This is a genomic window from Pseudomonadota bacterium (genome assembly GCA_039815145.1).
GTDB lineage: Bacteria > Pseudomonadota > Gammaproteobacteria > Steroidobacterales > JBCBZW01 > JBCBZW01.
On sequence record JBCBZW010000008.1, the window covers coordinates 64,523 to 90,238 of the forward strand.

General features: G+C 66.0%; 19 protein-coding genes and 3 tRNA genes. 4 read left to right on the forward strand and 18 right to left on the reverse strand.

What is annotated here, in order from left to right:
* Positions 1-2: 2 nt before the first annotated feature.
* From AAF184_04210 to AAF184_04260, 11 genes are all read right to left on the reverse strand, one after another.
* Entirely contained in the window at positions 3-1,589 is a 1,587-nt protein-coding gene (locus AAF184_04210) for an XrtA system polysaccharide chain length determinant (GenBank protein ID MEO0421515.1), read from the reverse strand.
* 68 nt (positions 1,590-1,657) lie between these two features.
* Positions 1,658-2,287, reverse strand: a complete 630-nt coding sequence (locus AAF184_04215; GenBank protein ID MEO0421516.1) for an XrtA/PEP-CTERM system exopolysaccharide export protein — start codon at positions 2,285-2,287, stop codon at positions 1,658-1,660.
* A 23-nt stretch (positions 2,288-2,310) separates the two neighbouring features.
* Positions 2,311-5,079: a tetratricopeptide repeat protein gene (locus tag AAF184_04220; GenBank protein ID MEO0421517.1), complete on the reverse strand. Its 2,769-nt coding sequence runs from the start codon at positions 5,077-5,079 to the stop codon at positions 2,311-2,313.
* 14 nt (positions 5,080-5,093) lie between these two features.
* Entirely contained in the window at positions 5,094-6,467 is a 1,374-nt protein-coding gene (gene prsR, locus AAF184_04225) for a PEP-CTERM-box response regulator transcription factor (GenBank protein MEO0421518.1), read from the reverse strand.
* The gene (gene prsK / locus AAF184_04230; GenBank protein ID MEO0421519.1) at positions 6,464-8,608 is read right to left on the reverse strand and encodes an XrtA/PEP-CTERM system histidine kinase PrsK; all 2,145 of its coding nucleotides are present in this window, start codon (positions 8,606-8,608) and stop codon (positions 6,464-6,466) included. The genes prsR and prsK overlap by 4 nt, the downstream gene beginning before the upstream one ends.
* 66 nt (positions 8,609-8,674) lie before the next feature.
* Positions 8,675-10,123, reverse strand: coding sequence for a TIGR03013 family XrtA/PEP-CTERM system glycosyltransferase (locus tag AAF184_04235; GenBank protein MEO0421520.1), 1,449 nt, complete (start codon positions 10,121-10,123; stop codon positions 8,675-8,677).
* Positions 10,124-10,572: 449 nt separating this feature from the next.
* Positions 10,573-11,508 carry a hypothetical protein gene (locus AAF184_04240; protein ID MEO0421521.1) on the reverse strand — a complete coding sequence of 312 codons (936 nt, stop codon included), beginning with the start codon at positions 11,506-11,508 and terminating at the stop codon, positions 10,573-10,575.
* 38 nt (positions 11,509-11,546) lie between these two features.
* Complete coding sequence (locus AAF184_04245; protein MEO0421522.1) at positions 11,547-12,062, reverse strand: low molecular weight protein-tyrosine-phosphatase; 516 nt, start codon at positions 12,060-12,062, stop codon at positions 11,547-11,549.
* A complete protein-coding gene (locus AAF184_04250) occupies positions 12,055-13,284 on the reverse strand; it encodes an MFS transporter (protein MEO0421523.1) in 1,230 nt (409 codons plus the stop codon). The genes AAF184_04245 and AAF184_04250 overlap by 8 nt, the downstream gene beginning before the upstream one ends.
* 253 nt (positions 13,285-13,537) lie before the next feature.
* The gene (gene glgX, locus AAF184_04255) at positions 13,538-15,673 is read right to left on the reverse strand and encodes a glycogen debranching protein GlgX (protein MEO0421524.1); all 2,136 of its coding nucleotides are present in this window, start codon (positions 15,671-15,673) and stop codon (positions 13,538-13,540) included.
* A gap of 20 nt (positions 15,674-15,693) precedes the next feature.
* Positions 15,694-17,292 carry a glucose-6-phosphate isomerase gene (locus AAF184_04260; protein ID MEO0421525.1) on the reverse strand — a complete coding sequence of 533 codons (1,599 nt, stop codon included), beginning with the start codon at positions 17,290-17,292 and terminating at the stop codon, positions 15,694-15,696.
* Between the two features lie 178 nt (positions 17,293-17,470).
* Between AAF184_04260 and AAF184_04265 the strand changes: the two genes are divergently transcribed.
* Complete coding sequence (locus AAF184_04265) at positions 17,471-17,929, forward strand: YHS domain-containing (seleno)protein (protein ID MEO0421526.1); 459 nt, start codon at positions 17,471-17,473, stop codon at positions 17,927-17,929.
* Between the two features lie 70 nt (positions 17,930-17,999).
* Here the strand turns inward: AAF184_04265 and AAF184_04270 are convergent.
* From AAF184_04270 to AAF184_04285, 4 genes are all read right to left on the reverse strand, one after another.
* Positions 18,000-18,075, reverse strand: a tRNA-Glu gene (locus AAF184_04270).
* A 31-nt stretch (positions 18,076-18,106) separates the two neighbouring features.
* Positions 18,107-18,182 (reverse strand) — tRNA-Ala (locus tag AAF184_04275).
* Between the two features lie 60 nt (positions 18,183-18,242).
* Positions 18,243-19,661: a glutamate--tRNA ligase gene (gene gltX / locus AAF184_04280; protein ID MEO0421527.1), complete on the reverse strand. Its 1,419-nt coding sequence runs from the start codon at positions 19,659-19,661 to the stop codon at positions 18,243-18,245.
* 80 nt (positions 19,662-19,741) lie between these two features.
* Entirely contained in the window at positions 19,742-20,887 is a 1,146-nt protein-coding gene (locus AAF184_04285) for a TIGR03088 family PEP-CTERM/XrtA system glycosyltransferase (protein MEO0421528.1), read from the reverse strand.
* Positions 20,888-21,062: 175 nt separating this feature from the next.
* Here AAF184_04285 and AAF184_04290 point away from each other — a divergent pair.
* The 3 genes from AAF184_04290 (at position 21,063) to AAF184_04300 (ending at position 23,009) form a co-directional block, all read left to right on the forward strand.
* A tRNA-Val gene (locus tag AAF184_04290) sits at positions 21,063-21,137 on the forward strand.
* Positions 21,138-21,560: 423 nt separating this feature from the next.
* On the forward strand, positions 21,561-22,634 hold the full coding sequence (locus AAF184_04295; protein MEO0421529.1) for a toll/interleukin-1 receptor domain-containing protein: 1,074 nt from the start codon (positions 21,561-21,563) through the stop codon (positions 22,632-22,634).
* Between the two features lie 159 nt (positions 22,635-22,793).
* Positions 22,794-23,009 carry a hypothetical protein gene (locus tag AAF184_04300; protein ID MEO0421530.1) on the forward strand — a complete coding sequence of 72 codons (216 nt, stop codon included), beginning with the start codon at positions 22,794-22,796 and terminating at the stop codon, positions 23,007-23,009.
* A gap of 36 nt (positions 23,010-23,045) precedes the next feature.
* Here the strand turns inward: AAF184_04300 and AAF184_04305 are convergent, their stop codons facing one another.
* From AAF184_04305 to AAF184_04315, 3 genes are all read right to left on the reverse strand, one after another.
* Entirely contained in the window at positions 23,046-23,396 is a 351-nt protein-coding gene (locus AAF184_04305; protein MEO0421531.1) for a hypothetical protein, read from the reverse strand.
* A 3-nt stretch (positions 23,397-23,399) separates the two neighbouring features.
* A complete protein-coding gene (locus AAF184_04310; GenBank protein ID MEO0421532.1) occupies positions 23,400-23,669 on the reverse strand; it encodes a hypothetical protein in 270 nt (89 codons plus the stop codon).
* A gap of 9 nt (positions 23,670-23,678) precedes the next feature.
* On the reverse strand, positions 23,679-25,716 hold a 2,038-nt coding region (locus AAF184_04315), incomplete at its 5' end, for a hypothetical protein (protein ID MEO0421533.1).

Genomic DNA, 25,716 nt, shown 5'->3' on the forward strand with positions numbered 1-25,716 from the left:
ACTCATAGCCCCGCCCCCGCCATCAGGCGCGAGGCCAAGGCCACGCCCTTCTCATTGAACATGACGGAACCGACCCAAGCGATCACCAAGGTGGCCAACCCGACCCCGTACAGCGCCGTCTGCGTGTGCAGGCGGAAACGCTCGGCGGGCGTCTCGATCAAACTCACGCTACCGATGACCGGCAGCTCGGTGATCGTCGACAGGGAGTTGCGGTTGCTGAAGATGGGATTTAGCTGGTGGTAGACGAAGGCCAAGCCGGCGCCCGCACCAAGCGCGCCCATCAGCACCACCGTCAGCAGCAGCACTCGGTTGGGCCCATCGGGCGTAATCGGCGACTTGGGCGGCTCCAGCACGCGGAACTGCACATCGTCTCCGCGACTCTCCAAAATCAGCGTGGTGCGTGCGGCCTCTACGCGCTGCTTGTAGTCCTCGTAGTTCGCCCGGATCGTGCTGAGGTCACGGGTCAGGCGCTTGTACTCAGCCTCCACCACGGGCAGCGTGTCGACTGCCTCGCGAAGGCCCGTCACCGTGGCCTGTTGCTGTCGCAGCTGCGCCTCGAGGCTCGCCACGTCCAGCTCCGCCGTGGTCAGCTGGATACGCATTTCCTGGTAAACGGGATTGAGCGCCAGATCCGTATCACCCGTGTCGGGCAGGGCACCGGCGGCGACGGCGCGCTCCTCGTCCTGACGCGCGTAGAGCTGCTCGAGGCGAGCCTGGGCGGCCAACACGTCGGGGTGCTTCTCCGTGAAGCGCAGCTGCAAGTCTTGAAGCTGCTGTTCCACATCCACAACTTGTGCGTCCACCGACGTGGCGACGCTGCTGCTCGGCCCCGGCGCAATGCCGAACACCGCCTCTTCACCGGCGATCCGCTGCTGCAGGAGATTGCGCTTGTCGCGAGCCACGCGAAGGGCAGCATCCAAACGATTCTGCAGAGAGATCGCACCCTCCAGGCGCGCGTAGTAATCGCCCTCTTCACCCGGCACGCGGCCGACGTTCGCCCGTTGGAACTCCGCCAGCGCATTCTCCGCGTCGTTGAGCTCCTGCTCGTAGACGCTCAACTGCTGCTCCAGAAACTCGAGGGCCTCCTCGCGCCCGCGCCGGTCCACATCCACCGTCTCGCTAACGAAGGATTCGAGTAACTTAGACACCACCTCGTAGGTCATGCGGGGGTCCGTGTCGGTGAAGCTCAGATTGAAGATGGCGTTGCCGCTGTTGCTTCTCTCGCGCGTTAAGCGGATGTTGCGACGGAGCGAGTCCAGGAGACTCTCGTACTGCCGCGGCGTGCTGGCGCGCAGATCGAGATCGGTCTCTCGCGTCACCGCCTCTAGCCGCGGGCGGCTGAGCAACGCCTGCGACATCAACTCCACCTCGCTCATCACGTTGGTGGAGACCACGCGCCCTTCCATCAACTCGCGCAGGGCAGACTCCGTGTCGATAGCCACACGGGTATCCACTCGGTAGAAATCCGGGATCGTATAGACGTAGGTCCAACCAAAGACGGCGACCAGCCAAGCGAGCACCAGCGCCCGCCAGCGAAAGCGCCAGACGCCTCTGACCTGCTCAATGATCTGCGTGAAGAGTTCGTTCATCTTGCTTCAAGCTCCTGCGCGATGAGGCCCTTCAGGCCCATCGCGCACCCGGCTTCACCGGAGACTGGTCAAAACACCGATTCGGGAATGATCAACACATCCCCGGGGCGCAGGGGCACGTTGGCCTCGATGCGACCCTTGTTCAGGAGATCGTGCAGGCGCACGGGGTACTCCTGCTGCTCGCCGTTGACGTAGCGCACCAGCTTGGCGCGGTTGCCCGCGGCTTCCGGCGTGAGTCCACCCACTTCGATCATTGCGTCGAGCACGGTCATGCGATCGCGGTAAGCGAGCGCCTGCGGCTGCGCCGCCTGGCCGACCACGCGGATCTGCTCACCGAAGGTGCCGACGAAGCCCCCCACGATAACGGTCACGTTGGGCGTACGGATATATTCACCAAGCACCGACTCGATGTCCTGAGACAGCTGGGTCGGCGTCTTGCCGGCGGCCACCATGTCCTCCACCAACGGTGAGGAGATACGGCCGTCCGGACGAACGGGCACATCCACCGACAGGTCCGGGTTGCGCCACACGAAGATGCTGAGCGAGTCGCCGGGGCCGATAATGTACTCAGCGCCGTCTCCGGCCGCAGGAATGGCGGCGGTCGGCTGCGTCCCCGTGGTGCTCGCGCAGCCAACCACTAGCGCCAGCGTAAGTGCCAAGCCGGCACGTGCCAGCCATCGCGTCGTGTGAATCATCATCGAAAGCTCCCTTCGCGCTTCCATTACAGCTCTCCCATCAACTGCTCAGCCTCGCTCCGGGTGGAGAACTCTCCCCCGGTCTCGAGCGCTCGAGCCAGCACCGTACGTGCTTCTTCCGTGTCTCCGGCGCGGGCCAGGCCCGCCGCAAGGTGGTAGCCGATATCGCCGATCGAGGGCGCCGCCTCCCAGGCGTCGCGCAACATAGACACGCCGTTGTCCAATTGACCATCGAGGATGAGCATCCAACCGTAGGTGTCCTGGATGGTCGGACTGGCGCTGGCCAGATCGAGGGCGTTCTTGGCGGCGTCGAGGGCGCGCGGGTCACGCAGTTCCGAGTAGGCCCAGGCCAGATTGTTCCACGCCACCACGTTGCTCTCGTTCTGCTCGAGCAGCAGTTCGTAGTCCGCGGCGGCGCGCGTCACATCGCCGGCTTGCTGCGAGTACTGTGCCGCGGCCATGCGGACGGTCGCATCGGCGGGCGATCCCTCCAGCCAATCGCGCAGCACCTGGTCAGGGTTCGCATCGCCGCGACGGCCGCGGGCTTCGAACAGGCGCATCACGAGCGGCGAGGCTTGCCGTTGCGCGAAGGCGGACTCGTAGGCGCTGATCGCCTCGTCGATCTGCCCACGGGCCAAAGCGATGTCACCGCCGAGCATCTTGCTCAGGGTGGCGGTGCCCTCGGGGTCCGTTGCGACCAGTTTTCCGAGCAGCGACTCCGCCTCGTCCGTGCGTCCATCGCCGATCGCCAGGCGGGTGGCCAGCTCGAGGCCGACCGCATCGTTCGGCGCGTAGCGCAGGAGCTGATCGACCGTTTGCTGTGCTTGCGTGCGGTCGTTGGTGGCGAACTCGGCCCGCGCGAGGTTGCGCAGGGGTTCGACGGAGGACGGTTGGATGCGCAGCGCGGTGCGCAGGCTCGCCATGCCCTCGTCCATCTTGCCCTGCCCCATCAGCGCGATGCCCAACGCGTTGTGGGCACTCGGCAAGGAGGGTCGCACGGCGACCAGTTCACGCGCCACCTGCTCGGCACTCACGAAGTCCGAGGCGCGGGCCTGCAGCTCGACGAGTTGCAGGCGGGCTGCCACAGCGTTCGGATCCGCGGCGCGCGCCTGCTCGAGGTTGGCGATGGCGCCCTCGACATCCCCCGCCCTGAGCTGCGTTCGCGCGAGCGCGTCCAGGGCGATGGCATCGTCGGGATTGTTGTCGACGAAGGAGCGAAGCAATGCGGTCGCCCGATCGATGTCACCGTTGACCACAGCGATGCTCGATAGATTGATCATCGAGCTGGTGTGGCCAGGATCCAACTCCAGGGCACGACGGAAAAAGCGCGAGGCCGACGCCGTGTCCTGACGCATTTCGATCAGGCCCTGCAGGCTCACGGCCGGTGCGGACTCGGGGAAGCGTTCTGCGGTCTGCGCCGCCTGCGTCCGCGCGGCGGCGAGATCGCCGGTCCGCAAGGTGACCAGGCTGTCCAGCACGGCCGCGCGCTCCTCGTTTTCAGGCGAGCTCCACTGGCCCTCGGCGAGCAAGGTCCGCGCCTCATCGAGGCGCTGGCCGAGCATGTAGGCGGTGCTCAGCTCCAAGCGCGTCTCTTCATCGCCCGGGTTCTCCTTCAGCACCCGCTCCCAGAGCACCACGGCCGAACCGAAATCGCCGGTCTCGGCATTCGCCGACCCGAGCAGGGACATGACCGCATCCTGGGAAAGCTCACCGGGCGTGGTGTCGCCCTCCGGGCCACGGTTGTCACCGCCCGCTCGCGCCGCCGCCAGGAGCTTGCGCACCTGAGGGTCGTTCGGGTTGCGCGTCGCCAGGCGCTCGAGCAGCAGGCGAGCCTGGGTGTACTCCTGGCGAGAGAGATTGATCGTCGCCTGCAGCATCTGGGCCGCGTCGAATTGGGGGGCTTCCACCACCACCCGGGCGGCCAACTCGCTGGCAAGGGCTAGATCCTTACGCTCGAAGGCGATGCGCGCGCGCAAGTACTTCACCAACACGTGATCGGGCTGCAGGCCGTTCAAGGTCTCGATGGACTCGGCAGCGCCCTCGAGATCACCGACGGCGAGCTGCGCTTCGGCCATCGAGATGTGCAGATCCCAGCTCACGGGCAGGCGCTGTTGGGCCAGGGGTTGGGCCAGGCCCTTCTGATATTCGGCGACGGCGTCGGCGACACGCCCGCGCGAGTAGAGGTAACGCCCATAGTCCAAGCGCACACGGGGCGAATCGCCGTGGGCCGCAACGGCCTTGGCGAAGGTCTCCTCAGCCACCACGCGATCGCCCTTGGCGAGGGCAGAGCGCGCGAGGCCGAGCAGCGCGCGTTCCTCGTTGCCGTCGAGCTTGAGCGCTTCCTGGTACGCGCGGAGCGCCCCGTTACCATCGTTGTTGGTCTCGAGGGCCAAGCCCGCCAGGCCGAGAATTTCAGCGTCCTGCTCCTCGGCATTCGCAAGCTCCGCCAAGGCCTCGCGCGGACGACCTAGCTGGATCAGCGCCGCTGCCATCTTCGCGATCGTGGGCTCGGCGTCGTAGCCGAGTTCGCGGGCGCGGCGCAGCTCCTTCTCAGCCGTCGCCGCGTCGCCGAGTTGCAGGGCGGCCGACCCGAGCTCGAAGCGGGCCTCGGCGTTGTTCGGGTCATTCGCGACGGCGTTGCGCAGATCGATGATCGCTTCGCGATAGCGACCCTCTTCGCTCGCGGCGACCGCGCGCGAGATCAACTCCGGCGTGGGGACTTCACCGCCGCAGCTCGCCAGGAGCGTCAGGGCGGCGATCGCCACACCTGCGTGGCGCACCCTCTGCGTGATCATCATCTGCTCTCCCTTCATTCCGCTTTAGCCGATCCGTTGCCCAGGGCGTGTTTTTGCATGAGGTCGTAGAAGGTCGGCCGCGTCACGCCCAGCAACTCCGCCGCCTTCGAGATGTTGCCGTCGGTCATGGCCAGGCCACGCTGCAGTGCCTGGCGCTCAGCCTGCTGGCGAACGGCGCGCAGATTAAACTGATCCCGCTCCACCGGCTCAACATCTTCCAGCCCCAGATCCAGGGCCGTGATCTGCTTGCCATCGGCCATGATGACCGCGCGGTTCACCCGGTTCTCCAGCTCGCGCACGTTGCCCGGCCAGCCGTAGGCGTCGATCGCCCACACCGCGTCGCTCGCGTACCCGCGGATGTTGCGCCCGTGCTTCGCACTCAGGCGCGACAGGAAGGCCCGCGCCAGCACGATTGCGTCCTGGTCGCGTTCACGTAGCGGCGGAATGTCCGCCGTCACCTCACTGATGCGGTAGTAGAGGTCTTCGCGGAAGCGCCCCTCGGCGATCGCGGTCTCCAAATGCTGGTTGGTCGCGCACACGACGCGCACATCCACGGGGATCTCCTCGCGTCCGCCCACACGCTCCACCACGCGCTCCTGGAGGAAACGCAGGAGCTTGGCCTGCAGCGACATCGGCATGTCGCCGATCTCATCGAGGAACAGGGTGCCGCCATCGGCGTACTCGATCTTGCCCGGGGTCTGCTTGGTGGCCCCGGTAAACGCGCCCTTCTCGTAACCGAACAGCTCGCTCTCGAGGAGGTTCTCGGGGATGGCCGCGCAGTTGATGGCGATGAACTTCTTCTTCGCCCGCGGGCTTAGCGCGTGCACCGCGCGGGCGAGCACTTCCTTGCCGGTGCCGCTCTCGCCGAGCAGCAGCGTGGTCGCCACGGTCGGCGCCACCTTCTCGATCAGGCGGCAGACCTTCATCATCTGATCGCTGCTCGCGATCACCCCCTCCAGGGGCGAGCTGGCCTGCGAGGCCATGAGACGACGGTTGTGGTCCTCGAGCTCGTGCAGGTAAAAGGCGCGATCGACGATGAGCTTCAGCACATCGGTGTCGAGCGGCTTGTGGTAGAAGTCGTAGGCGCCCAGGGAGACCGCTTGCACGGCGCGCTCACGATCGCCGTTACCGGTCACCACGATGACCTTGGTGTGGGGGGCGAGGGCGAGCACCTCTTCCAAGGTCTTGAGCCCCTCGGTGACACCGTCCGCATCCGGCGGCAGACCCAGGTCCTGCAGCACCACGGGCGGCTCCGCACGACGCAGCTCGGCGATGGCCGCCTGGCGATCGCCGGCGATCAGCACCTCGTAGTCGTCGAAACACCACTTGAGCTGCTTCTGCAGCCCGGCATCGTCCTCAACCACCAGTAGTGGCTGCTTCTTACTCACCCAACCGCCTCCGTACGCGAGGCCGCCGCTTGCGCAGCCATACCCTCGTCCTCGACGTGATCGACAGAATCCTCCGCCACCGGCAGCAGCGGAAGACTGATAACAAAGCGGGTTCCCTGGCCGGGTTGGCTGTGAACGTGCACGTCGCCACCGGCAGCGCGCACGAACTCGCGCGCTTGGTAGGCGCCGATGCCCATGCCCTTGTTTCCTTTTGTTGTATCGAAGGGCTTGAACAGGCGCTCTCGAATAAAACGATCATCCATTCCGCTACCCGTGTCCGTGACCTGGATCACGCCGCGATCCGTTGCACCATCGCGATGCACCCGGATCACCACCTCACTGTCGGCGCTGCTCGCCTCCTGTGCATTGCGCACGATGTGGCTGAGTACCAGGGCGAATTGCTCGCGGGCCGCCTCCACGAAGAGCCCCTCGTCAGCCACCTCTACGGTGACCGGAAGTACGTTACGAGAACAATCGGCGGCTACCTTGCGACATAAGTCTGCCAGACTCACGCGGGCGGCCGTCGAGCTGACCCGGCCGGACTGCAGCTGCTCCAGCAGGCGAGCCATTCGCTTAACCGAGTTGTCCACGGTCTGGATGGCGTCCTCGACGAAGGCCGGGTTGTCCTTGTGTCGGGCGGCATTGCCGACGACCAAGGACTGCTGGGCGATCAGATTCTTCAGGTCGTGCATGATGAACGCGGAGAGCCGGTTGTAGGCGTCGAACTGGCTTGCCTCAGCGACCCGCCGCGCCGATGCGTGCTCCGCGAGCACCCCCGCCACCTGCCGGCCCACCGTCTTCAGCAGGTCGATGTCCTCCCAGGTGAGGGCGTGGGCCGCCCGCGGGTTGGCCAGCACCACGATGCCGAGGAGATTACTGCCGTGAAGGAGCGGCAGCACCAACCAGGCGCGCTTCTCGTCCACCAGCCACTGCGGTAGTTCCAACTCGCCGTAGCGCGGATCCCGGGACTGCACATCGCCCAGGTCGATGATCCACTCCTGCTCCTTGAGGAAGCGGACCAGGGAGGAGTCGGCGGGGATCGCCGGCGAATCGCGACCGGCGAAATCACCGCCGGCCGGCTCGTAATCGCTGTTGGCATCGTCGCGTACCCACAGCCCCGCGTTCGGGCTGTCCATGATCTCTGCCACGGCTTTCAGGGCTCGCGCCGGTAGCGGCGTCGTGTCATCAGCATCGGGCACGAAGAGGCTGCGAATCACCCGCAGCCACTCTTCCCGATAGTCGAACTTGTAGGTGTAGAAGTGCTTGTTCAGAAACACCCGCACCTTGGCCCGCGCCTGCCCGGAGAACAGGGTGACGGCGAGCACGAGCACGGCACCGACCAGGAACACCACCTGCGCCATCGCGCCCCAGCTGCCACCGATCGAGCGCACGTAGTATCCACCGGCGGCCATCGCCAACAGGTAGGCGCCAACGGCCGCCATGCTGGTGGAGTAGAACGCCAGGCGGCGAGAGATGCGCAGCGTTGACCGGCCATCCGGGAAGCGCGAGGCGGAGATGGCGAGCAAAGGCACGGTCATCGCCCATACGGCGCCGCGCGCCGACCACAGTTCGCCGCTGAGCCGCTGCAGGAGCAACCCTTCCGCATAGAAGTACAGATCCACCGCGAACGCCACCCCGAGGGCCAAGCACAGGTGCTTGTAGGCCCATCGGCCCTCCTCATCGGAGTTGCGGTAGAGCTGCTCGACCATCAGGGCACCGGTGGCCGCGATGACCAGGCCCGACAGATGGTAGGTGCGGGTGACCCAATCGGGCAGCGGCGACCCGACCAGGGCTTGCACGCCCACCAACACCGGCGCGCTCACCCACACGGCCGTCACCAGGGCACGCGCGGTGACGGGCGTACGATCAGCGGCGTCGCGCCCCGCATTGAGCAAGGTCAACATCAGCGACAGCCACACACCGGCGCGCAACGCCTCGGCCAGGAACACCCACTCCGCGGCGGGACGCACGGCGAGATCGGCCGCGTGCAAGGCGGCCACCACGCACCAGGCGATCGTGGCCATGCAGGCGAGCACCAGTCCGCCGCCGCCGAGGCGCCGACGCCAACGCATCAGAAGCACGCCGAGCAGCGCGGCGAAAGCGATGACGCCGAGCGAGTAGCTTAGGGTCGCGGCCTGCACCTGATCAGGCCCCCGCCGCGATCAGCGGCATCTCGGCGCTGCGCCCCCCAGCTGTCGAGCACGCGCTCAACGCGCGCCCTGGCGCAGGAGGACCACCTCGGCCGTCTGCAACAGGATCATCAGGTCGAAGACCACGCTGCGGTGCTTGAGGTAGTACAGGTCGTACTGGAGCTTCTCCATCGCATCTTCGGTGGAGGAACCGTAGCGGTAGCAGAGCTGCGCCCAGCCGGTAATGCCCGGCTTCACGAAGTGCCGCTCACGGTAGTAGGGGATCAGGGCGCTGAGTTCCTCGACGAAGCTCGGGCGCTCCGGCCGCGGGCCGACGAAGCTCATATCGCCGCGCAAGACGTTGAAGATCTGCGGCAACTCGTCGATGCGGTACTTGCGGATCACCGCCCCGACGCGGGTCACGCGCTTATCGTTCTCGATCGCCCACACGGCCTTGCCGCCGCTCTCCGCGTCCGGCGACATGCTGCGGAACTTCATCACTTCGAAGTGCTTGCCCTCGAAGCCGACGCGCACTTGCTTGTACAGCACGGAGTGCTTGAAGCCGCTCTCCACCCAGATGGCGAGGGCCGTGATCAGCATCACCCACCAGGTGATCGTCAGCAGCGCGAGGCTCGCGATTACATCGAAGATGCGCTGCACGCGGGAGTGCAGCAGATTGCGGCTGAAGCCCTCGGAGAAAATCATCCAGCTCGGGTAGAGCAGGTCGAGCTTCACCTTGCCCGTCTCGCGCTCCACGAAACTGATCGCATCGGTGACGTTGATCCCGCGCAGCTTGCAGTCGAGCAGTTCCTGGACCGGAAAAGCGTTACGGCGATCATCGATCGCCACCACGATCTCATCGATGTCGTGCTCACGGGCGTAGTCGAGCAGGCTGCTGGCCTCGAGGTCGATGACCTGCTCATCTTGCACCTGGCGATCGAGGTTGGGAGGCGGCACGAAACCCAGCAAGTAGAAGCCGCGCATGTCGTAACGCTGCGGCAGGCTCAGCAAGCCGGCGGCCTTGCGACCGGCGCCGTAGACCAGCACCCGTCGCTTGAACAAATTCTCTCCGGCGAGACGGTAGAAAGCCGTCCGCACCAACGCGATCAGACCGAAGGCCGTGATCAGCGCTGCACCCAGTGCTTTGGGATGCACCGATGCCGCCGGGACCGCGTAAAACACGATGACCAGCGCCAGGCCCGCCATGAACAGACCCAGCACCACGCGCAGGATCAGGCCGAGCGTGCGCTGGATGCTGCGCACCCGATACAGGCCCATGGAAATGAAACTGAGGCTGGTGACCGTGGCGAACAACACGCACCAAGGCTGCGGCAGACGCGCAACGTTCTCCTCGGCCGTGGCGGCAACGGCGATGGCAGCCGCGACGAAGAGAATGACGAATTCGAATATCGCCAGCAGCAGCACCGGCAAGTTCACGTAATGACGCAGGAACTTGCTGATGATGCGAGGGCGTTGGTTTCCAGCACTCACTCGTTGCTGGGCACCGACCGGATAATGCGTGCTCATGTGCTTTCCTGTAGTGCCGGCACCGCGCATTCACACGGGGCACCAGTTCCGTCGTCCATGACTCGACAGCTGCATCGGTCTCGGTATGCGGGAAACCCGCCCGGTGTGATGGGAAATCTCACCCCGGGGGTTCGCCGCTGCAGGGTTTCCTTGCGAGGCCCAGCACGAGCATCTGACGGTGCCTTCGACCTGCTCCGTCGAAGGACCCCGGGACGCTAAAGCCTGGGCCGACAGTCCAATGTGACCTCCGTCACAAATGTCTGGTCGCTAACCTGCAAACAGGCGTTACATCCGGGTTATTGTAACCGAGCCGCGCCTATAAGTCTTTATAAGGATAGAGAATTAGCCGGGATTGTCGCCGAACTGGATCAAGTCCCCGAGACTCTCCGTCCCCGGCTCCCGCTCATCCGCCCACTAGAGCAATATCGCGCTAACTATTCGCCCGGCATCTACTCGTCGTCCGCCGCCGTCGACGACCGCGTGCGCACCCCGTGGGGCACTCGCAACAGCGGCGACGGCAGCCGCTCGCTCGTCAGCAGCAGGTGCTCACCGTCGATGACGGCTGCCTCAGCCTGCTTCAGGCGCGCACTCACCACCGGTCGCGGCGGGGCCGAGAGCAGTTCCGCCGGCGTCGCGGGCAGGTTTGCATCGAAGAGGTACGGACGCGCGTAGGTCATCACCAACAGACCGACGCTCGGCACGTAGTCGAGCGCCGTGGGTTGCGATGCGTAGATCCCGAATCGTGGGTCGGCCGCTAGATCGATCAGGGAGGGGGGTGGCAATGAGGCAACTTCCGCGACCTTGCGGGCGGTCACCACGGTCGAGGTCGAGGATTCATCGCTCGCGACGGGCACCGCGTAGAGCGCAGGCGGCACGGCCCGCTTGCTCAGCACCAACAGTTCCCCGGCCACGGGATCGAACGCCAGACCCTCCGCATCGCGCGGCCCATCGGGGTAGCGGAAATGAATCGTCCGCTCCACCTTCACGGCGGCGGTGGGGCGCCCCTCCTCCACCCACGGCTCGGGCACCAGGTACAGGGTGACGTAGGGACGTCGGCCTTCGTTGTCGCCGATGTCGCCGACGATCAGGGTGCTACGCCCTTCGAGGGTCGCCGCCGTGAGATCTTCCCAATCCCGATTGCGCGCGCCGAGCACCGCGACGGTGGCGAGCCGTTCGCCACTGCGCGCGATCGCGTAGATGCGTGCGCCGTTGCCGCTGTCGTTCAGCACCCAGAGAAGATCCGGATCGCGCCGTGACACGGCCAAGCCGCTGATCTCGCGCAGCTGACCGTCGACGACCAGGCCGATCTGTCCCGGCAGAGGGGGCGGTCGATCGGCCGCGGACAGGGCAACCGCCCACGCCATCAGCACGACGAGGGTCGCCACCGCGCGAGACGCCCACGACGAGAACCCCCGAGGCGCCATCACGAGTTCGCCCCCGCCTCGCGCGGCACCGCCCACCCCCGCGCGAGCCAGGCCTCGATCCCCTCCTCGATCTCGCCCAAGGCGCGTTCGAACTGGCCCCGCGTACCGCCGACCGGGTCGTCGATGTCGCCCACGGTGAACTCGCCTAGCGCGGCCACCTGAGACGCCAGCCGCCCCCGCTGGCGTCGGATCCACTTCGCCTGATCGTCCGACATCACCAGCAGCAAGGTATCGGCATCCACCTGCTTCGGTAGCAGCTGACGACCGCGATGACCGCTGATATCGATTCCCCGTTCTGCCATGAGCTGAATCGACGTGGGATCTGCCGGCAGGCCCACGCAGGCCCGGATGCCGGCGGAACTGACCCGCACCCCCAACCCCCGCTCGCGCAAGGCGACGGCCAGCAAGGCATGCGCCATCGGCGAGCGGCAGACGTTGCCCACACAGACGGCGATGACCTGGCTCGGCAACGGTCGTGGCTCGAACTCGACTTCCCGTTCCCCTCGCCTATCCACCGGTGCTTCCCATCCCTGCCTCGTTCGGTGTGAAGGTATCTGCGCGACGAAGGTCGGTGACCATGGCGAGCAGCAAGGTGGCGAGCATGGTGAGGGTCGCCGCCACGACCCCGGCGGACACGGCCCCGATGCGTTCCGCCAACAGTCCGAGGGCGAGGCTGCCGATGGGCGTACCGGCCATGAAAGTCAGCAGGTACATCGCCAGCAGTCGCGCGCGCAGAGCGGCGGGCGAGCGCTCCTGCACGATCGTACGCCCCAAGGAAATCGTCACCCCTGTGCCCATCCCCCACAAGCCCATGCCGAGCACGATGCCCCAGATGGATGATGACAGGCAGATCAGGGTGAGTGCGATACCGTTCGCCCCTATCGAGAGGAATAGGTTGGTCACATGGCGTCGCGCCACACCTCGACGCCGCAGGAGTTCCACCGTGACGAGCACCGTACCCACCATGAACGCCGTGTTGGTCAAGGCCAGTTCCCGAGCGCCGCTCCCCTCCAGGCCCAGCACCAGCTTGGGCACGATCACGAAGTAGGCGCCCGTGTAGCAGATGCCCGTCACCAGGTTGATGAGCATCACGGGAGTCAAGCCGGGCGCTGCCCGCAACACGGCGAGCGGCTCGTGCAGGAGGCTGCGAATCGCCGCCTTGCGTTCCCGCACTTGTTGGTAGCGCGGCGCGCTCGCCGCGGGCAAGCGCAGGGCAGCCAATGCCCCCGTCAGCAGCAAGAGCGCCATGAGCTTGAACATCACCGCCGCCCCCGTGCGCTCGACGGACCCGGCCAGCGTAAAGCCGATGATCTGAACACCGAACTGCACCGCGGTGGACGCCGTCACCAGGCGCTGGATCTGACCGCCCGATACCGTCCCCACCAGGGAGTCACGGGCAGGGCGCACGAAGCCGGAGGCGGTACCAACGCAGCACAGGTACGCGAGCAGGAGCGCGTAGGTGAGGTGGCCAGCGAAGGTGATGATCCCAAGGCCAGCCGCGAGCACCCCCAGCAGGCCCTGGCTCACCAGCAGCACCCGGCGCTCGTCGTAGCGATCGGCGACCCACCCGCCCAGCAACACGCAGAGCACCGTAGGGAAGGTGAAGACCAGGTAGGCGTAGCCGAAGTAGCGCGCCCCCTCGAGGTGCAGGTGGTGGCCGATCAGCCAGGGCACGAGCACCGACAGCATCCCTTGGGGCACGAACCAGGTGGCGACCCCGGCGAGGTACCAGCGCATCAGCCGTGGCCCCACAGCTGGGCCGACGCGGGGACGTCGGGAGACTTTACAGATGACACCGCAACGGACCCCGCGATCACGGGGAAACCGCCTGTCCCACAGGACATTCGCGCAGCCGGCACGAGACTTGCTTGCTCGTACATCACCGTTTTGGCGCGCGGGCTCGGACCACTGCGACTTGCCGTACGGACGCCTGCTCGGCTACTGCTCCTAGCCCGGCAGGTGATCGCAAGGTTCGCGCCCGCTCGCATTTTTACGTCGTCTCCCCGGCTTCGTGATCGACGGGATCGGTGCCCCACCCCTCCAGGACCACGACCGCGTGCGCGGGCACCAGCCACCACCCGCTGGTCACGTCGATGGGCACCTGCTCAGATGGCGCCCAGATGTCCGCTCCCGCCTGCGCGGCGCAGTCCACGGCGAGATGCCAGCGCACGCCCGGGTAGCGCGGCACCATGAAGCGCTGGTCGTGCTCCGCCATGTTCGCCATCACGTGCAGAGGAGATTCCTCGGGTGCCAAGCCCGCCAGCGTGAAGGCCAGGGCCCGAGCGTCACCGTCCTCCCAGTCGGGGCGATGCAAACGGCGCCCGTGCCACTGGATGTCTGGCAGAAGCGCCCCGCGGCGGGCCTTGCCGGTGAGGAATCCCCGGCGCTGCAGGCTCGCATGGCGGCGGCGCAGGGCGATGAGTTCGCGCACGAAGCGCAGCGTATTGGGCTGCCGCCGAACCGCATCCCAGTCGAACCATCCCACGGGATTGTCCTGACACCAGGGATTGTTGTTGCCCTGTTGGGAGCGCAGCACCTCGTCGCCGGCGTTGAGCATGGGCACGCCCTGGCTCAACAATAGCAACGTGAGGTGGTTACGCACCTGACGAGCGCGTAAGGCGAGAACGGCAGGATGCTCCGTCTCCCCCTCCACGCCGTGGTTGCGACTGAGGTTGTGGTCGCCGCCGTCGCGATTGCCCTCACCGTTGGCGTCGTTGTGCTTGCGCTCGTAGCTGACGAGGTCCGCGAGGGTGAACCCGTCGTGGCAGGTGACGAAGTTGACGCTGTTGCGCGGCGTACGGCCGCTCGCCTGGTACATGTCGGCGCTGCCCGTGATGCGCGCCGCGAGCTCCGCATGCACACCTGGGTGACCGTGGACGAAGCGCCGCAGGCAGTCTCGATAGCGCCCGTTCCACTCAGCCCATCGCAGGCCCGGAAAGCTCCCGACCTGATATAGCCCGGCCGCATCCCAGCACTCGGCGATGAGGTGGGTCTTGGCCAGGGCCGGCTCCAACTCGATGGCCCAGGCGGCGGGCGCGTCGTGATGCACGCTGCCATCGCCAAGGCGCGTGAGGGCGCTGGCGATATCGAAGCGGAACCCGTCCACGTGCATCTCCTGCACCCAGTAGCGCAGACAGTCGAGGATCATGCGCAACACCCACGGATGATTCGCGTTCACCGTGTTGCCGCAGCCCGTGTAGTCGAGGTAGTGGCGGCGATCCTCGGCCGAGAGCATGTAGTAGAAGGCGTTACCGATGCCCTTGAAGTTGATCACCGCGCCGCCGGCACCGCCCTCGGCGGTGTGGTTGAAGACCACATCCAAGATCACACCGATGCCCGCCTGGTGCAGCGCCTTCACCATCTGGCGAAACTCCTGCCGCGCCAGCGTGGGCGAGGTGGCGTAGCCCGGGTGCAGGGCGAAGAAACTGTGCGTGCTGTAGCCCCAGTAGTTGCGCAAGCCCGCGGCACGGGTGCCCGGCGGCACCTCCTGCTCGTCGAAGGCGAAGATGGGCAGTAGCTCGACGTGGGTGATCCCTAAGTCCTTCAGGTAGGGAATACGCTCGATCACGCCGAGGAACGTGCCGGGGGACTGGACATCCGCTCCGGCCCCGCGGGTGAAGCCGCCCACGTGCATCTCGTAGATCACCGCCCGCTCTAGGGGAATGTGCAGGGGTGCATCGTCCAGCGCGGGCTCGATCTCGGGATCGAGCACGATGGCGCGCATCGAGCGATGGCGCGCAGAGGCTCCCTGCTTCAGGTGCTCCTCGCGATGCCAGAGGGCCGTGTCCACGGCACGCGCGTAGGGATCGACGAGCTCGCACAGGGGGTCGAAGCGATGGCCGGACGCGGCCGTATCATCGGGGCCGTCGAGGCGCCAGGTGTAGAGCATGCCGTGCTCCACGCCCGCCACGTGCACGTGCCAGATCCCGTGATCGAAGTGCGCGGACCTATCGAGCTCGATCGCCTGGTGAGGGCGCACATCTTGCGCGTGGCGGTAGAGGAGCAGCTCCGCGTGCGTGGCGTCGGGCGCGCGCAGAGCGAAGTTCACCCCCCGCGCATCCACAGTGGCACCAAGGGGGGTGGTGACGCCGGCGCTCAAGGCCGGCGGCGAAGACTCGCGAGACATGGTGATGGCCGAAGCGTGCGCTATGCGGTCAACTGCACTCGCAGGCTCGCGGGCTCGCGCGGGTCACCTGAGAGCCTCACCTCGGGCCGATTGGCATCGAGGTGGCGCACGGTCTGGAACACCGCGATGAGATCGTCGCTGCCGGCGGCCGCGGCGATCGCATCGAGACTGAGGGCGGCGCCGTCCGCGCCCCGGAGGGCCGCCAGCACGCTGTGTTGGAGGTGCAAGCGCTCTCCCGCTGCCCGCTTGCCCGCCTCCACGCCCGGCTGGTGGTATGCGTTGATATTGACCAGGTGCGCGTACAAGCCGACGGCCCGTTCGTACAAGGCGATCAGGGCACCCAAGCGGCGAGCGTCCACCACCGGCACGGTGATGGTGATCGAGCGGCGGCCGTTTTCGGCCAGCGCCTGGCGGGTGCCGTGGAGAAAGCCCGACAGGTAGTCGGCGCTGGTCGTGTCGTGCTCCACGGTGACCGAGTCACCATCGCGGCCGCGGAGCACTTCCAGGAACGTCGCAAAGAAGTTGTCGAGCCCCTCGCGCAGCTGCTGCACGTAGGCGTGCTGGTCGGTGGAGCCCTTGTTGCCGTACACGGCAATGCCTTGGCTCACGGGTTTGCCGTCGAGATCCGTGGCCTTACCGAGGGACTCCATCACCAGCTGCTGCAGGTAGCGTGAGAACAGCAGTAGCGAATCCTTGTAGGGGAGCACCACCATATCGCGAGGCCCGGCGCCATCGCCGGCGGCGTACCACGCCAGGGCCAGGCGGGCGGCCGGGTTCTCGGCGAGGTCCGCGATGCGCGTCGCCTCATCCATGATGGCGGCGCCCTGCGCCATCGCATCGGTGTCGATGCCCGCGAGCGCGGCCGGCACGAGGCCCACGGCACTGAACAGACTCGTTCGGCCACCGACCCAGTCTTCCATATAGAAGCGAGCCAGCCAGTTCTCCTCGCGCGCTATGGAGTCCAGCTTACTCCCGCGGCCCGTGATGGCGATCGCTTGCGACCCGAGCGCCAGGTTGTAGGACTCGAAGATGTGGGCGACCTCGAGCATGCCGTTGCGAGTCTCCGGCGTGCCGCCAGACTTGCTGGTGACCACCACGAGGGTGGTGCCCAGGCAGGGCAGCAAAGGGGCCATGACCCGGTCGATGCCTTCGGGGTCCGTGTTGTCGAGGAAGTGCGTGCGCAGGCCGCCCATCTCGATGGCGTCCCCCAAGGCTTCGACCAGCAGCTGCGGCCCGAGGGCGGACCCCCCGATACCGATGCACAGCAGATCCGTAAAGCGGTCATGGCGCTCCGGCCGGATCGTTTGGTCCAAGACGTCGCGAGCGAAGGTGGCGACGGCCTCGCGGGTGTTGCGAATGCTCTCGCCGAGCTCGCCGTTGGGGGCGAGCTCCGGGGCACGCAGCCAGTAGTGGCCGACCATCCGCCCCTCGTCCGGGTTGGCGATGGCTCCTGACTCCAGCGCCTGCATGTGGGCGAAGGCCGCGGCGAAGCGCGGAGCGAGCTCAGCCTCCAGCGCCGGCGAGACCTGCGCCAAGCTTAGGTCGAGGGCCAGTTCGAGTTTGCGGTGGATGTAGAGTTCTGAAAAGTAAGGCGGCCAGTCCACGCTGCGCTCGCTCATCGTCGGAACTCCTCCCGCAGGCTTGGGGTAAATGAAGGCGCGTAGTGTGCCATGTTGCCGCAGTGCGCGCCGTGCCGTACGGCGGCCCGCGCGTAACGTTTTCGCGCGCACCGCCCACTACCTCGCAATCGCGCGATGCGCGAAAGGCTCACCTGCCGACATCCACCGAGGAGACACCATGTTTCACAAGCTGATGGCGACCGCCGCCCTGTTCCTGCTCGCTATTCCTGCCGCCTTCGCGGGCGTCGACACCGCCACCGATCGCAACGGCGTGATCCTCGCCGGCTACGACGCCGTGGCCTACTTCACCGAGGGTAAGGCCGTGCGCGGCAGTGAGGAGTTCACCGCCAGCCACGGCGGGGCGAACTACCAGTTCGCCTCCGCTGAGCATCGCGACCTGTTCGCAGCCGATCCCGAGCGCTACGCCCCCGCCTACGGCGGCTACTGCGCCCTCGGCGCCTCCTTCGGCAAGAAGTTCCTGGTCGACGGCAAGGCCTTCGAGATCGTCGATGGCCAGCTCTACGTGAACAAGAACCTCAAGGTGTACGCCACCTGGAAGAAGGACATCCCCGGCAACATCGAGAAGGCCGACGCCAAGTGGCCGGCGATCGCCGACGTGCCGGCGAAGAAGCTCTAAGGCTGATCGGGTAAGCGTGTCGGGCCGGCCTCAAGGCCGCGCCCGGGCGCGATCGATGCTCGCGTTGAAGTGGCGTCCCCTAGGGGATTCGAACCCCTGTTGCCGCCGTGAAAGGGCGGAGTCCTAGGCCTCTAGACGAAGGGGACGTGTGATAGTCCGAGCGGGTGCTGGAAGCGTTGGTGGAGCTAGGCGGGATCGAACCGCCGACCTCCTGCATGCCATGCAGGCGCTCTCCCAGCTGAGCTATAGCCCCGACAAGGCCGGCAAGATTACCCCCGCTTGCCGGACCGGTCAACCAACCGTGTGGGCTCCCTCAACGCGCCGGCGGAGTCGCCTCGCGGGCGTAGGTCACGGCGGCCGCGAGCCGCTCCAGCACCGCCTCCTTGCCGAGCACGGCGAGGGTCACATCGATCGGCGGCGAAACCGCCGTCCCCGTCACCGCCACGCGTATCGGTTGCGCCACCTTGCCGAGCTTCACCTCGAGCGCTTCGGAGACCGCCACCACCACCTCGTGGATCGGCCCCTCCTCCCACGTCTCGAGCGCTTCGAGCCCCTCGATGACCCGCTCCAGCACGACCGCCGCCTCGGGCTTCAGGTTCTTGCGCGCCGCCTTCTCCTCGTAGGCCGTGATCGGCTCGTAGAAGAAGCGGCTCGTGTTCGCCATCTCCATGAGGGTCTTGGCGCGCTCGCGCAGGGCGATGAACACGGCCTGCTCGTCCGCGCCGCCCGAGTAAGCGATGCCCTGGCGGTGCAGGTGCCACCGGAATTCATCCACCAGCCCCGGCATCGGCAGGGTCTTGATGTAATGGGCGTTGAGCCAGTTGAGCTTGTCCGGGTTGATGGCCGACGCCGACTGGTTCACATCGGCGATGTCGAACAGGGAGATCATCTCCTCGCGCGAGAACACCTCCTGATCGCCGTGGGACCAGCCGAGGCGCACCAGGTAGTTCAGGATCGCCTCGGGCAGATATCCCTGATCGCGATACTCGATCACGCTCGTCGCGCCGTGGCGCTTGGACAGCTTCGCCCCATCGGGACCTAAGATCATCGGCACGTGGGCGAAGGATGGGGGCGTGGCGCCGAGGGCGTTGTAGATGTGGATCTGGCGCGGCGTGTTGTTCAAGTGGTCATCGCCGCGCATGACGTGGGTGATGCCCATGTCCATGTCGTCCACCACCACCGTGAAGTTGTACGTGGGCGTGCCGTCGGCGCGGGCGATGACGAGATCGTCGAGCTCCGTGTTATCGAAGGCCACGTGGCCGCGCACCTGGTCCTCGACGATGACCGTGCCATCGAGGGGGGTCTTGAAGCGCACGACCGGCTTGACGCCCGGCACCGCCGCGTCGGGATTGTCGCGGCAGTGGCCGTCGTAGCGCGGCTTATCCTTCCGCGCCATCTGCTCTTCGCGCACCTTGTCGATGCGTTCCTTCGAGCAGTAGCAGTAGTAGGCCTTGCCCTCGTCCAGCAGCTGCTGGATCACCTCCTGGTAGCGATCGAAGCGCTCCGTTTGGAAGATCGGGCCCTCATCGTGTTCCAGCCCCAACCACTGCATGCCGTCCAGGATCGCCTGCACCGCTTCCGGCGTGGAGCGCTCCCGGTCCGTGTCCTCCACGCGCAGGATGAACTGGCCGTTGTGGCGGCGGGCGTAAAGGTAGCAGTAGAGGGCGGTGCGGGCGCCACCGATGTGGAGGTAGCCGGTGGGGCTCGGGGCGAATCGGGTTCTGACGGTCATGGGGGCTCGAAGCGGTGCTGCGGAGAAGGCACCTAGGATACCGGCAGCGGCGCCCCATGGGCACCGGGATGAAGTGGCTGCTACCTGCTGGCCATCAGGTCGTCGTACACCTTCAGATAGCCCCCCACCATGGCGTCCATGCTGAAGCGCGTAAGGGCGCTGGCGCGCGCCGCCTCGCTCTGCTGTGCACGCAGGCTTGGGTCTTCCACGTACCGCTGCAGCGTGTCGGCCAACCCCTGCACATCGTCGGACGGGACCAGACACCCAGTCACGCCGTCCTCGACCAGCTCCACGTTGCCCCCCACGGCCGTCGCGATCACCGGCCGCCCGGAGGCCATCGCCTCGAGGATCGTGTTGGAGATGCCCTCGCCGAGCGAGGGCAACACGAACAGATCGAAACCGCGGTAGAGCACGTCCACGTCGTTGCGGGCGCCGGGCAACCAGGTGTGCTCGGCGATACCCGCCTCAGCCAGGTAGCGCTCGATAGCATCGAAGGTGCCGCCATCGCCTACGATCGCCAGGCGCGCGCAGTCGCGCAGGTGCGGGGCCTGCGCGAGCATCTGGGCAAAGGCGCGGGCGAGGAGCATCTGATGCTTGATCGGCTGCAGGCGGCCGATGGTGCCGATCACCACCGCCTCTTCATCGGCGAAGCCCGGGGCCGCGGGCAACGGATCCCGGCGCCCCTGCGCCGGCGGCCGAAAGCGCTCCGTGTCCACGCCGTTGTAGATCTGGGTAACCCGTCGCGGGGCCACACCTATCTTCTCGTGTAGGTAACCCTGTAAGTCCTGCGACACCGAGATGTAGTGTTTGACCAGCGGCCGGTGCACTTTGCGGACGATCTGCCACTTCACGTTGGTGCCGTCCGGATCGTCCACATCCCGGCCGTGCTCCCCGTGCACGCGCCGCGACACCCCCGCCAGCATCGCCGGGAACAGCGCATCGAGAGCGGTCAGGTTGCGCGTGTGCAGGATCGCCGGCCGCATCTCGCGCAGCCGCTTGAACAGGCGCCACTGCGCCCCCGGGTCCTGCCCCGGTTGCTTGTGCATGGCGATGACCTCCACGCCTGGCGTGCGGATGCGCTCGCGGAAGTCCGTGAAGTCCTCCATGCACACGATGGCGTGGCGGTAGCGCTCCGGCGGGATGGCGTTGATGAGGTTGACCAGGCCGTTCTCGAGGCCGCCGATGGTCAAACGGGTGATGACGTGGGCGATCAGGGGTGGGGACATGGCTCTTCAACAGCGACCTGAACAGCGGACTTCGCGGTCGGGCATCGACCGACGGAGCGCTGAGGATACGGGGAGTTCGCCGCCGCTGCAGCCGACTCGGGTGGATTTGGCCCCGATTCGGCCTCGGGAGGCTTTGACGAGGGCAAGTTGGGTCGCTATTCTACGCGGCTCGGAAGGGCGATTAGCTCAGCGGGAGAGCACTGCCTTCACACGGCAGGGGTCGCTGGTTCAATCCCAGCATCGCCCACCAATTAAATCAGCGGCTTACCTCCAATTTGCCCCTCCCCCAGGGGCGACGCAAAGCCTCTCTGACGATCCCCAAGAATCAGCAAGTTGCGCGACTCTGCGTCTACCTTGCGTCTACCCTTGTACGGCGGCTAGTCCACGAGCGCGGTAGGTCCCGAGCGACCTAGACAACCACAATGCTCTGTGGCGTCCACATCAGACCCAAGGTCCGCCTCCCGAACCCGCTAGAGCATACGCACTCACCAGGGTGCCCCAGTTGCATTAGGTGGTGTGTCGAGGTGTCCAATGAACCCTAGGTTGAGGAGCGCATCTCCCCCACTCGCGCCACACACAGCGCCTATACTCAGGTGCAGAGGCCGGGGAACCTAGCGAAGATGCTCGCGAGAATTGACGGGAAGGCAACGGTTGCGAGGATCAGCCCGTAGCGATGAAAAAGGAAGATCAGGTCAAGCTGCTGACGAGTAGCGTTCTGGAGTGGAACGCGTGGAGGGAGGCCAATCCTGACGTATTCCCAGAACTCAAGCAGGCGAACCTAAGCGGGGCGCACCTCGACGGGGCGAACCTCGACGGGGCGGACCTCGGCGGGGCGAACCTCAGGGGGGCGTACCTCAGGGGGGCGAACCTCAGAGAGGCGGACCTCCGCGGGGCGAACCTCAGGGGGGCGTACCTCGGAGAGGCCAACCTCACTGCGGCGAACCTCGCAGAAACAGATTTAGAAGAGGCGCATTTGGACAGCGCAAACCTCAAAGATGCGTTTCTCTTTAGGGCGAATCTGAGCGGGGCGGAGCTCACCTCGGTTAACCTTTCCTATGCGATTCTCGATCAGGCGAACCTTGCGGAAGCGGTGCTCGACGAGACAATTCTCGGATTCTTGGATCTGACCGAAACGAAAGGCATCGAATCGATCAACCACCACGGCCCGTCCTGCCTCGGCGTAGAGACACTAATGGGAGCGCCCAACCTACCTGAGGTTTTCCTTCGTGGCTGCGGAGTACCTGACCTATGGATCGAGTACCTTCCGTCTTTACTTGCCAAACCAATATCCTTCTACAGCTGCTTCATCAGCTACAACCGCGAGGATAAGAGCTTCGCTCGCAGACTGCATGATCAGCTACAGGGCCGAGGGATACGCTGCTGGCTAGATGAGCAGAAGGTGCTACCGGGCGATGACTTCCATGCGGATATCGACCGAGCATTGCGAGTCCGCGACAAGGTGATTGTTTGCTGCTCAGAGAAGTCGCTAGCAAGTTGGTGGGTTAGGGACGAGATCGGAAAGGCGCTTGAGCGGGAGCGTGCTGAGAAGAAGATGATGCTTATCCCATTGGATCTTGATGGAGAGCTATTCAAGTGGAAGCACAAGTTCGCGAGCGTCATTCGAGCGCGCCAAGCTGCGGACTTCACGGGCTGGGAGAGCAACAACGCCAAGTTCGAAGAGCAGTTCGAACTTGTGGTGAAGGCGCTTCGAACGCAGCGCCCTCCCGACCTAGAGGCAGAGGAATAGCCGCAGCGAGACTGACTCTAGCCGCCAGCATCGGTGGCCGTTCGACTAGGGCCAGCCGGCGTATCTTGCGTCACCAGAATTCACCGCTAGGGCTGAGAAATGGGTGATCTGCGCTCTGAGGTTCTGGAGTACCATCCTCGCCTCACAGAGGACTCACCAATGCCCCAACCAATCGATCCACGCATCCGCATGTGGACACAGATGGCAAGCGACGCTCGCCACCTCATGCGCCTAGGACACACAACGACCGCCGACACGGCTGACGCGCTGGAGTTGCTGGCGCTGATTTACACCAAGGCCGAGACCGACAAGACGCTGGCGAGAATCTTGGGCCGCATCGAAGGCAGGGCGACCGTCACAACGCTCTACCGGTAGCTAACCAGGCAAGCAGGTCACGGCGGTTCGTCGCACCTAAGCCTCACCGCCCTTCCCGTCCCTCCCGCGCTGCCACTTGGTGATCTGCTTGGCGGCGGGCTTGATGCCGTAGATCGCCAGGCAGATTGAGACGTACCCGACGACGTACCATTCCGGGGCTTGCCGAAGCTGCTCGAAGCCCTCCTTCACGAAGGGTGCGGCACCGGGGATGAAAGCCATCGCGGCCGGGAGTGACCAGATGATCAGGACGATCTCGTCCTTGATCCCAGACTGATCAGAGACACGCTTGGCACGCTCAACAGCGGCCTCCGCCTTGGCCTCGGCGATTCGGCCGCGACGCTGCAGCCAGCCACCTAGAATGGTGCCTACCAGATTTACGACGGTCATGATCTAGTCGCCCTCCATGCCGGCCACCTTCTCCCGAAGGTCTCCGATCTGTTGCCGTTGACTCCGCAACTCCTGCTCTATGCGGGTGAGCGCGCGCTGCATCTCCTCGAGGCGAGCGTTGGCCTGTGCGAGCTCCGTGCGGACGTCGTTCCCACCGCCCTGTGGGTGTGATGTTAGGTAGCTGCCGCCGGCCCCGCCCGCACCGAGGGCGGCGACTACGGCGAGCACCGGGCCCCAGTAGCCGGGTAGCTTGACGGTAGGCTGCGATGTCATGAGCTGCTCCTATTCAGGGTTGGTGGGGCCGCCACTTCCGTGACCGCCTAACACCGTTGTCGACTTGGTAGCTGAGCTGCTATCGACGTCGGTGATGGTGCATATGACGTTGCCAATGTTCTCGCCGGCACCGGAGCGCCGAGACTGGACCGTGACCGTGTTCGTGCTAGTGCCACCAACAAACCGGAAATCAGCGAGATCCAGGGACCACGAGTAGCCGAACGGCCCAGCGCCGTTCACGTTGTTCGCGGTGATGCTGCCGATCGTCACCCACGAGTTGTCATCAGCGAGCCCGAACGCGGACAGCGTCGCCGGCGAGAAGCTGATGCCAAGCGGCTGGTTCTGGATCACGTAGGTGGTGACCGTCACACGGGCGGTGCGCGACTGCCCGCTGTAGGACGCGGTGATATCGGCGATCATCGTGCCGCCAGGCGAGGTGACGTCGGTGAAGCGGAACGAGCCCTTCGGGCCGACAAAGAACTGGTCGTCCGTGGTGTTGAGCTGGAAGGTGCCCCCGCTCGAGGTCGAGGACAGCGTCGCGGATGAGGTGCGCTCGCTGTCGCCCTCGAAGAGCTGCACGCGACCCTCCGTCGTGCTGAAGTCGCCGGCTCCAGTCTCGTCGACGCGGACGTTGGTGGTCGGGTTGTCGTTGCGCAGGTCTAGTGCCGGAGTGCCATCGGCGCCATCCTGACCGTCGGCACCTGGCGCACCATCTTGCCCATCGGCCCCGGGGGCGCCGTCCTGGCCGGGAACGCCATCAGCCCCGGGAGCACCATCCTGGCCGTCAGCCCCAGGCAGTCCATCCGCTCCGTCGATACCGTCAGCTCCAGGCGGCCCCGGTGGCCCTGGAACGCCCGTGCTCTCCAGAGACGTGGCCGAGACACCGGCAGTGGCGCTCAAGGGATGCCAGGCGGACGCTGCTTTGCTGCGCCCGATGTTGCGGACCCAATAGTCGTAGTCTTCGTCTGGCCCCATCGCGGTGTTGGTCGCGCGGTCCGTGTACGCGTCGACCATGCTCTCGCCGGTCTGGGTCGAGATCCGCTCGGCGTTAGCCCGGTTGCCGTCCGCGCTATCGACGCGCCAGACCTCGGTGTAGGCGATGCCCTCGGTGTCGGGGTTGGTCCAGTCCAGGGCAATGCTACCCGCGCGCCCGGTGGCGGCCAGGCCGCTCGGTGCCAGGGGGGTCGGTGCGGTGCTGTCGAGTGTGGCTCGAGGTTGCGTGTCCACTAGGTCGACGAGCCCCACCTGCCACGTCGTCGGCAGCGATTCGTAGCCAGCGAGCCTCACCGTCAACCCGATCGCGTGGCCGTCGTCGCCGATCACCGGCTCGATACTCTTCTTGGTGACGCGGAACTCCTTGGCCACCCAGTCCCGGAGCTCGTTGGTGATGGCGATCGTCTCGCCGCGCTTCACGCCCAGCGCCCGGTGCGAGAACACTCCCTCGAACACACCGAGTCGCGCCACGTTCATCGACACTGCGGCCAGCCACTGGGCGCGCTGCTCGGCGTCGACCATCGGCAGTCGGAAGTCGCGCCACTTCTGCCCGCCGTCGTCGGAGATGAACGACGTCACCTCGCGCGGAGCAAAGTCGGTGAACGCGTTCTCAGAGGGTGACCAGTAGAGGCCGCGCGTTGAGTTGTATGCGTCGAGGCGAGAGTTGTTCGGTTGCCACGTCAGCGTGCCCTGGCGATCCTCGTCGGTGAGCGTGATCACCGGGACGTCGTAGCCGCCGGCCTGCAGCTCAAACACACCGGCCGGGAAGCCTCGGTTGCCGGCCATGCACTCGACGATGGCGTCGATGTTCTCGAGCGTCTCCGTCTGCGTGCTCATGACGCCGTCACAGCGAAAGCGAGTGATCTGCGTCGTGCTGCCGTCGCCGACGCCGGAGTAGACCGTTTCAGTCTCCTCGCATCGGTTGGCCGCTGCGGCGATCGAGTCCCACCCTACGAAGTCTGAGCTCCACGCGGCGCCGAGGCGCGCGTCTCGAGAGACGTCCACCGCGCACAGCGCCGGGTTGTCGGTCCATTCCCATGTGCTCGAGTCGTCC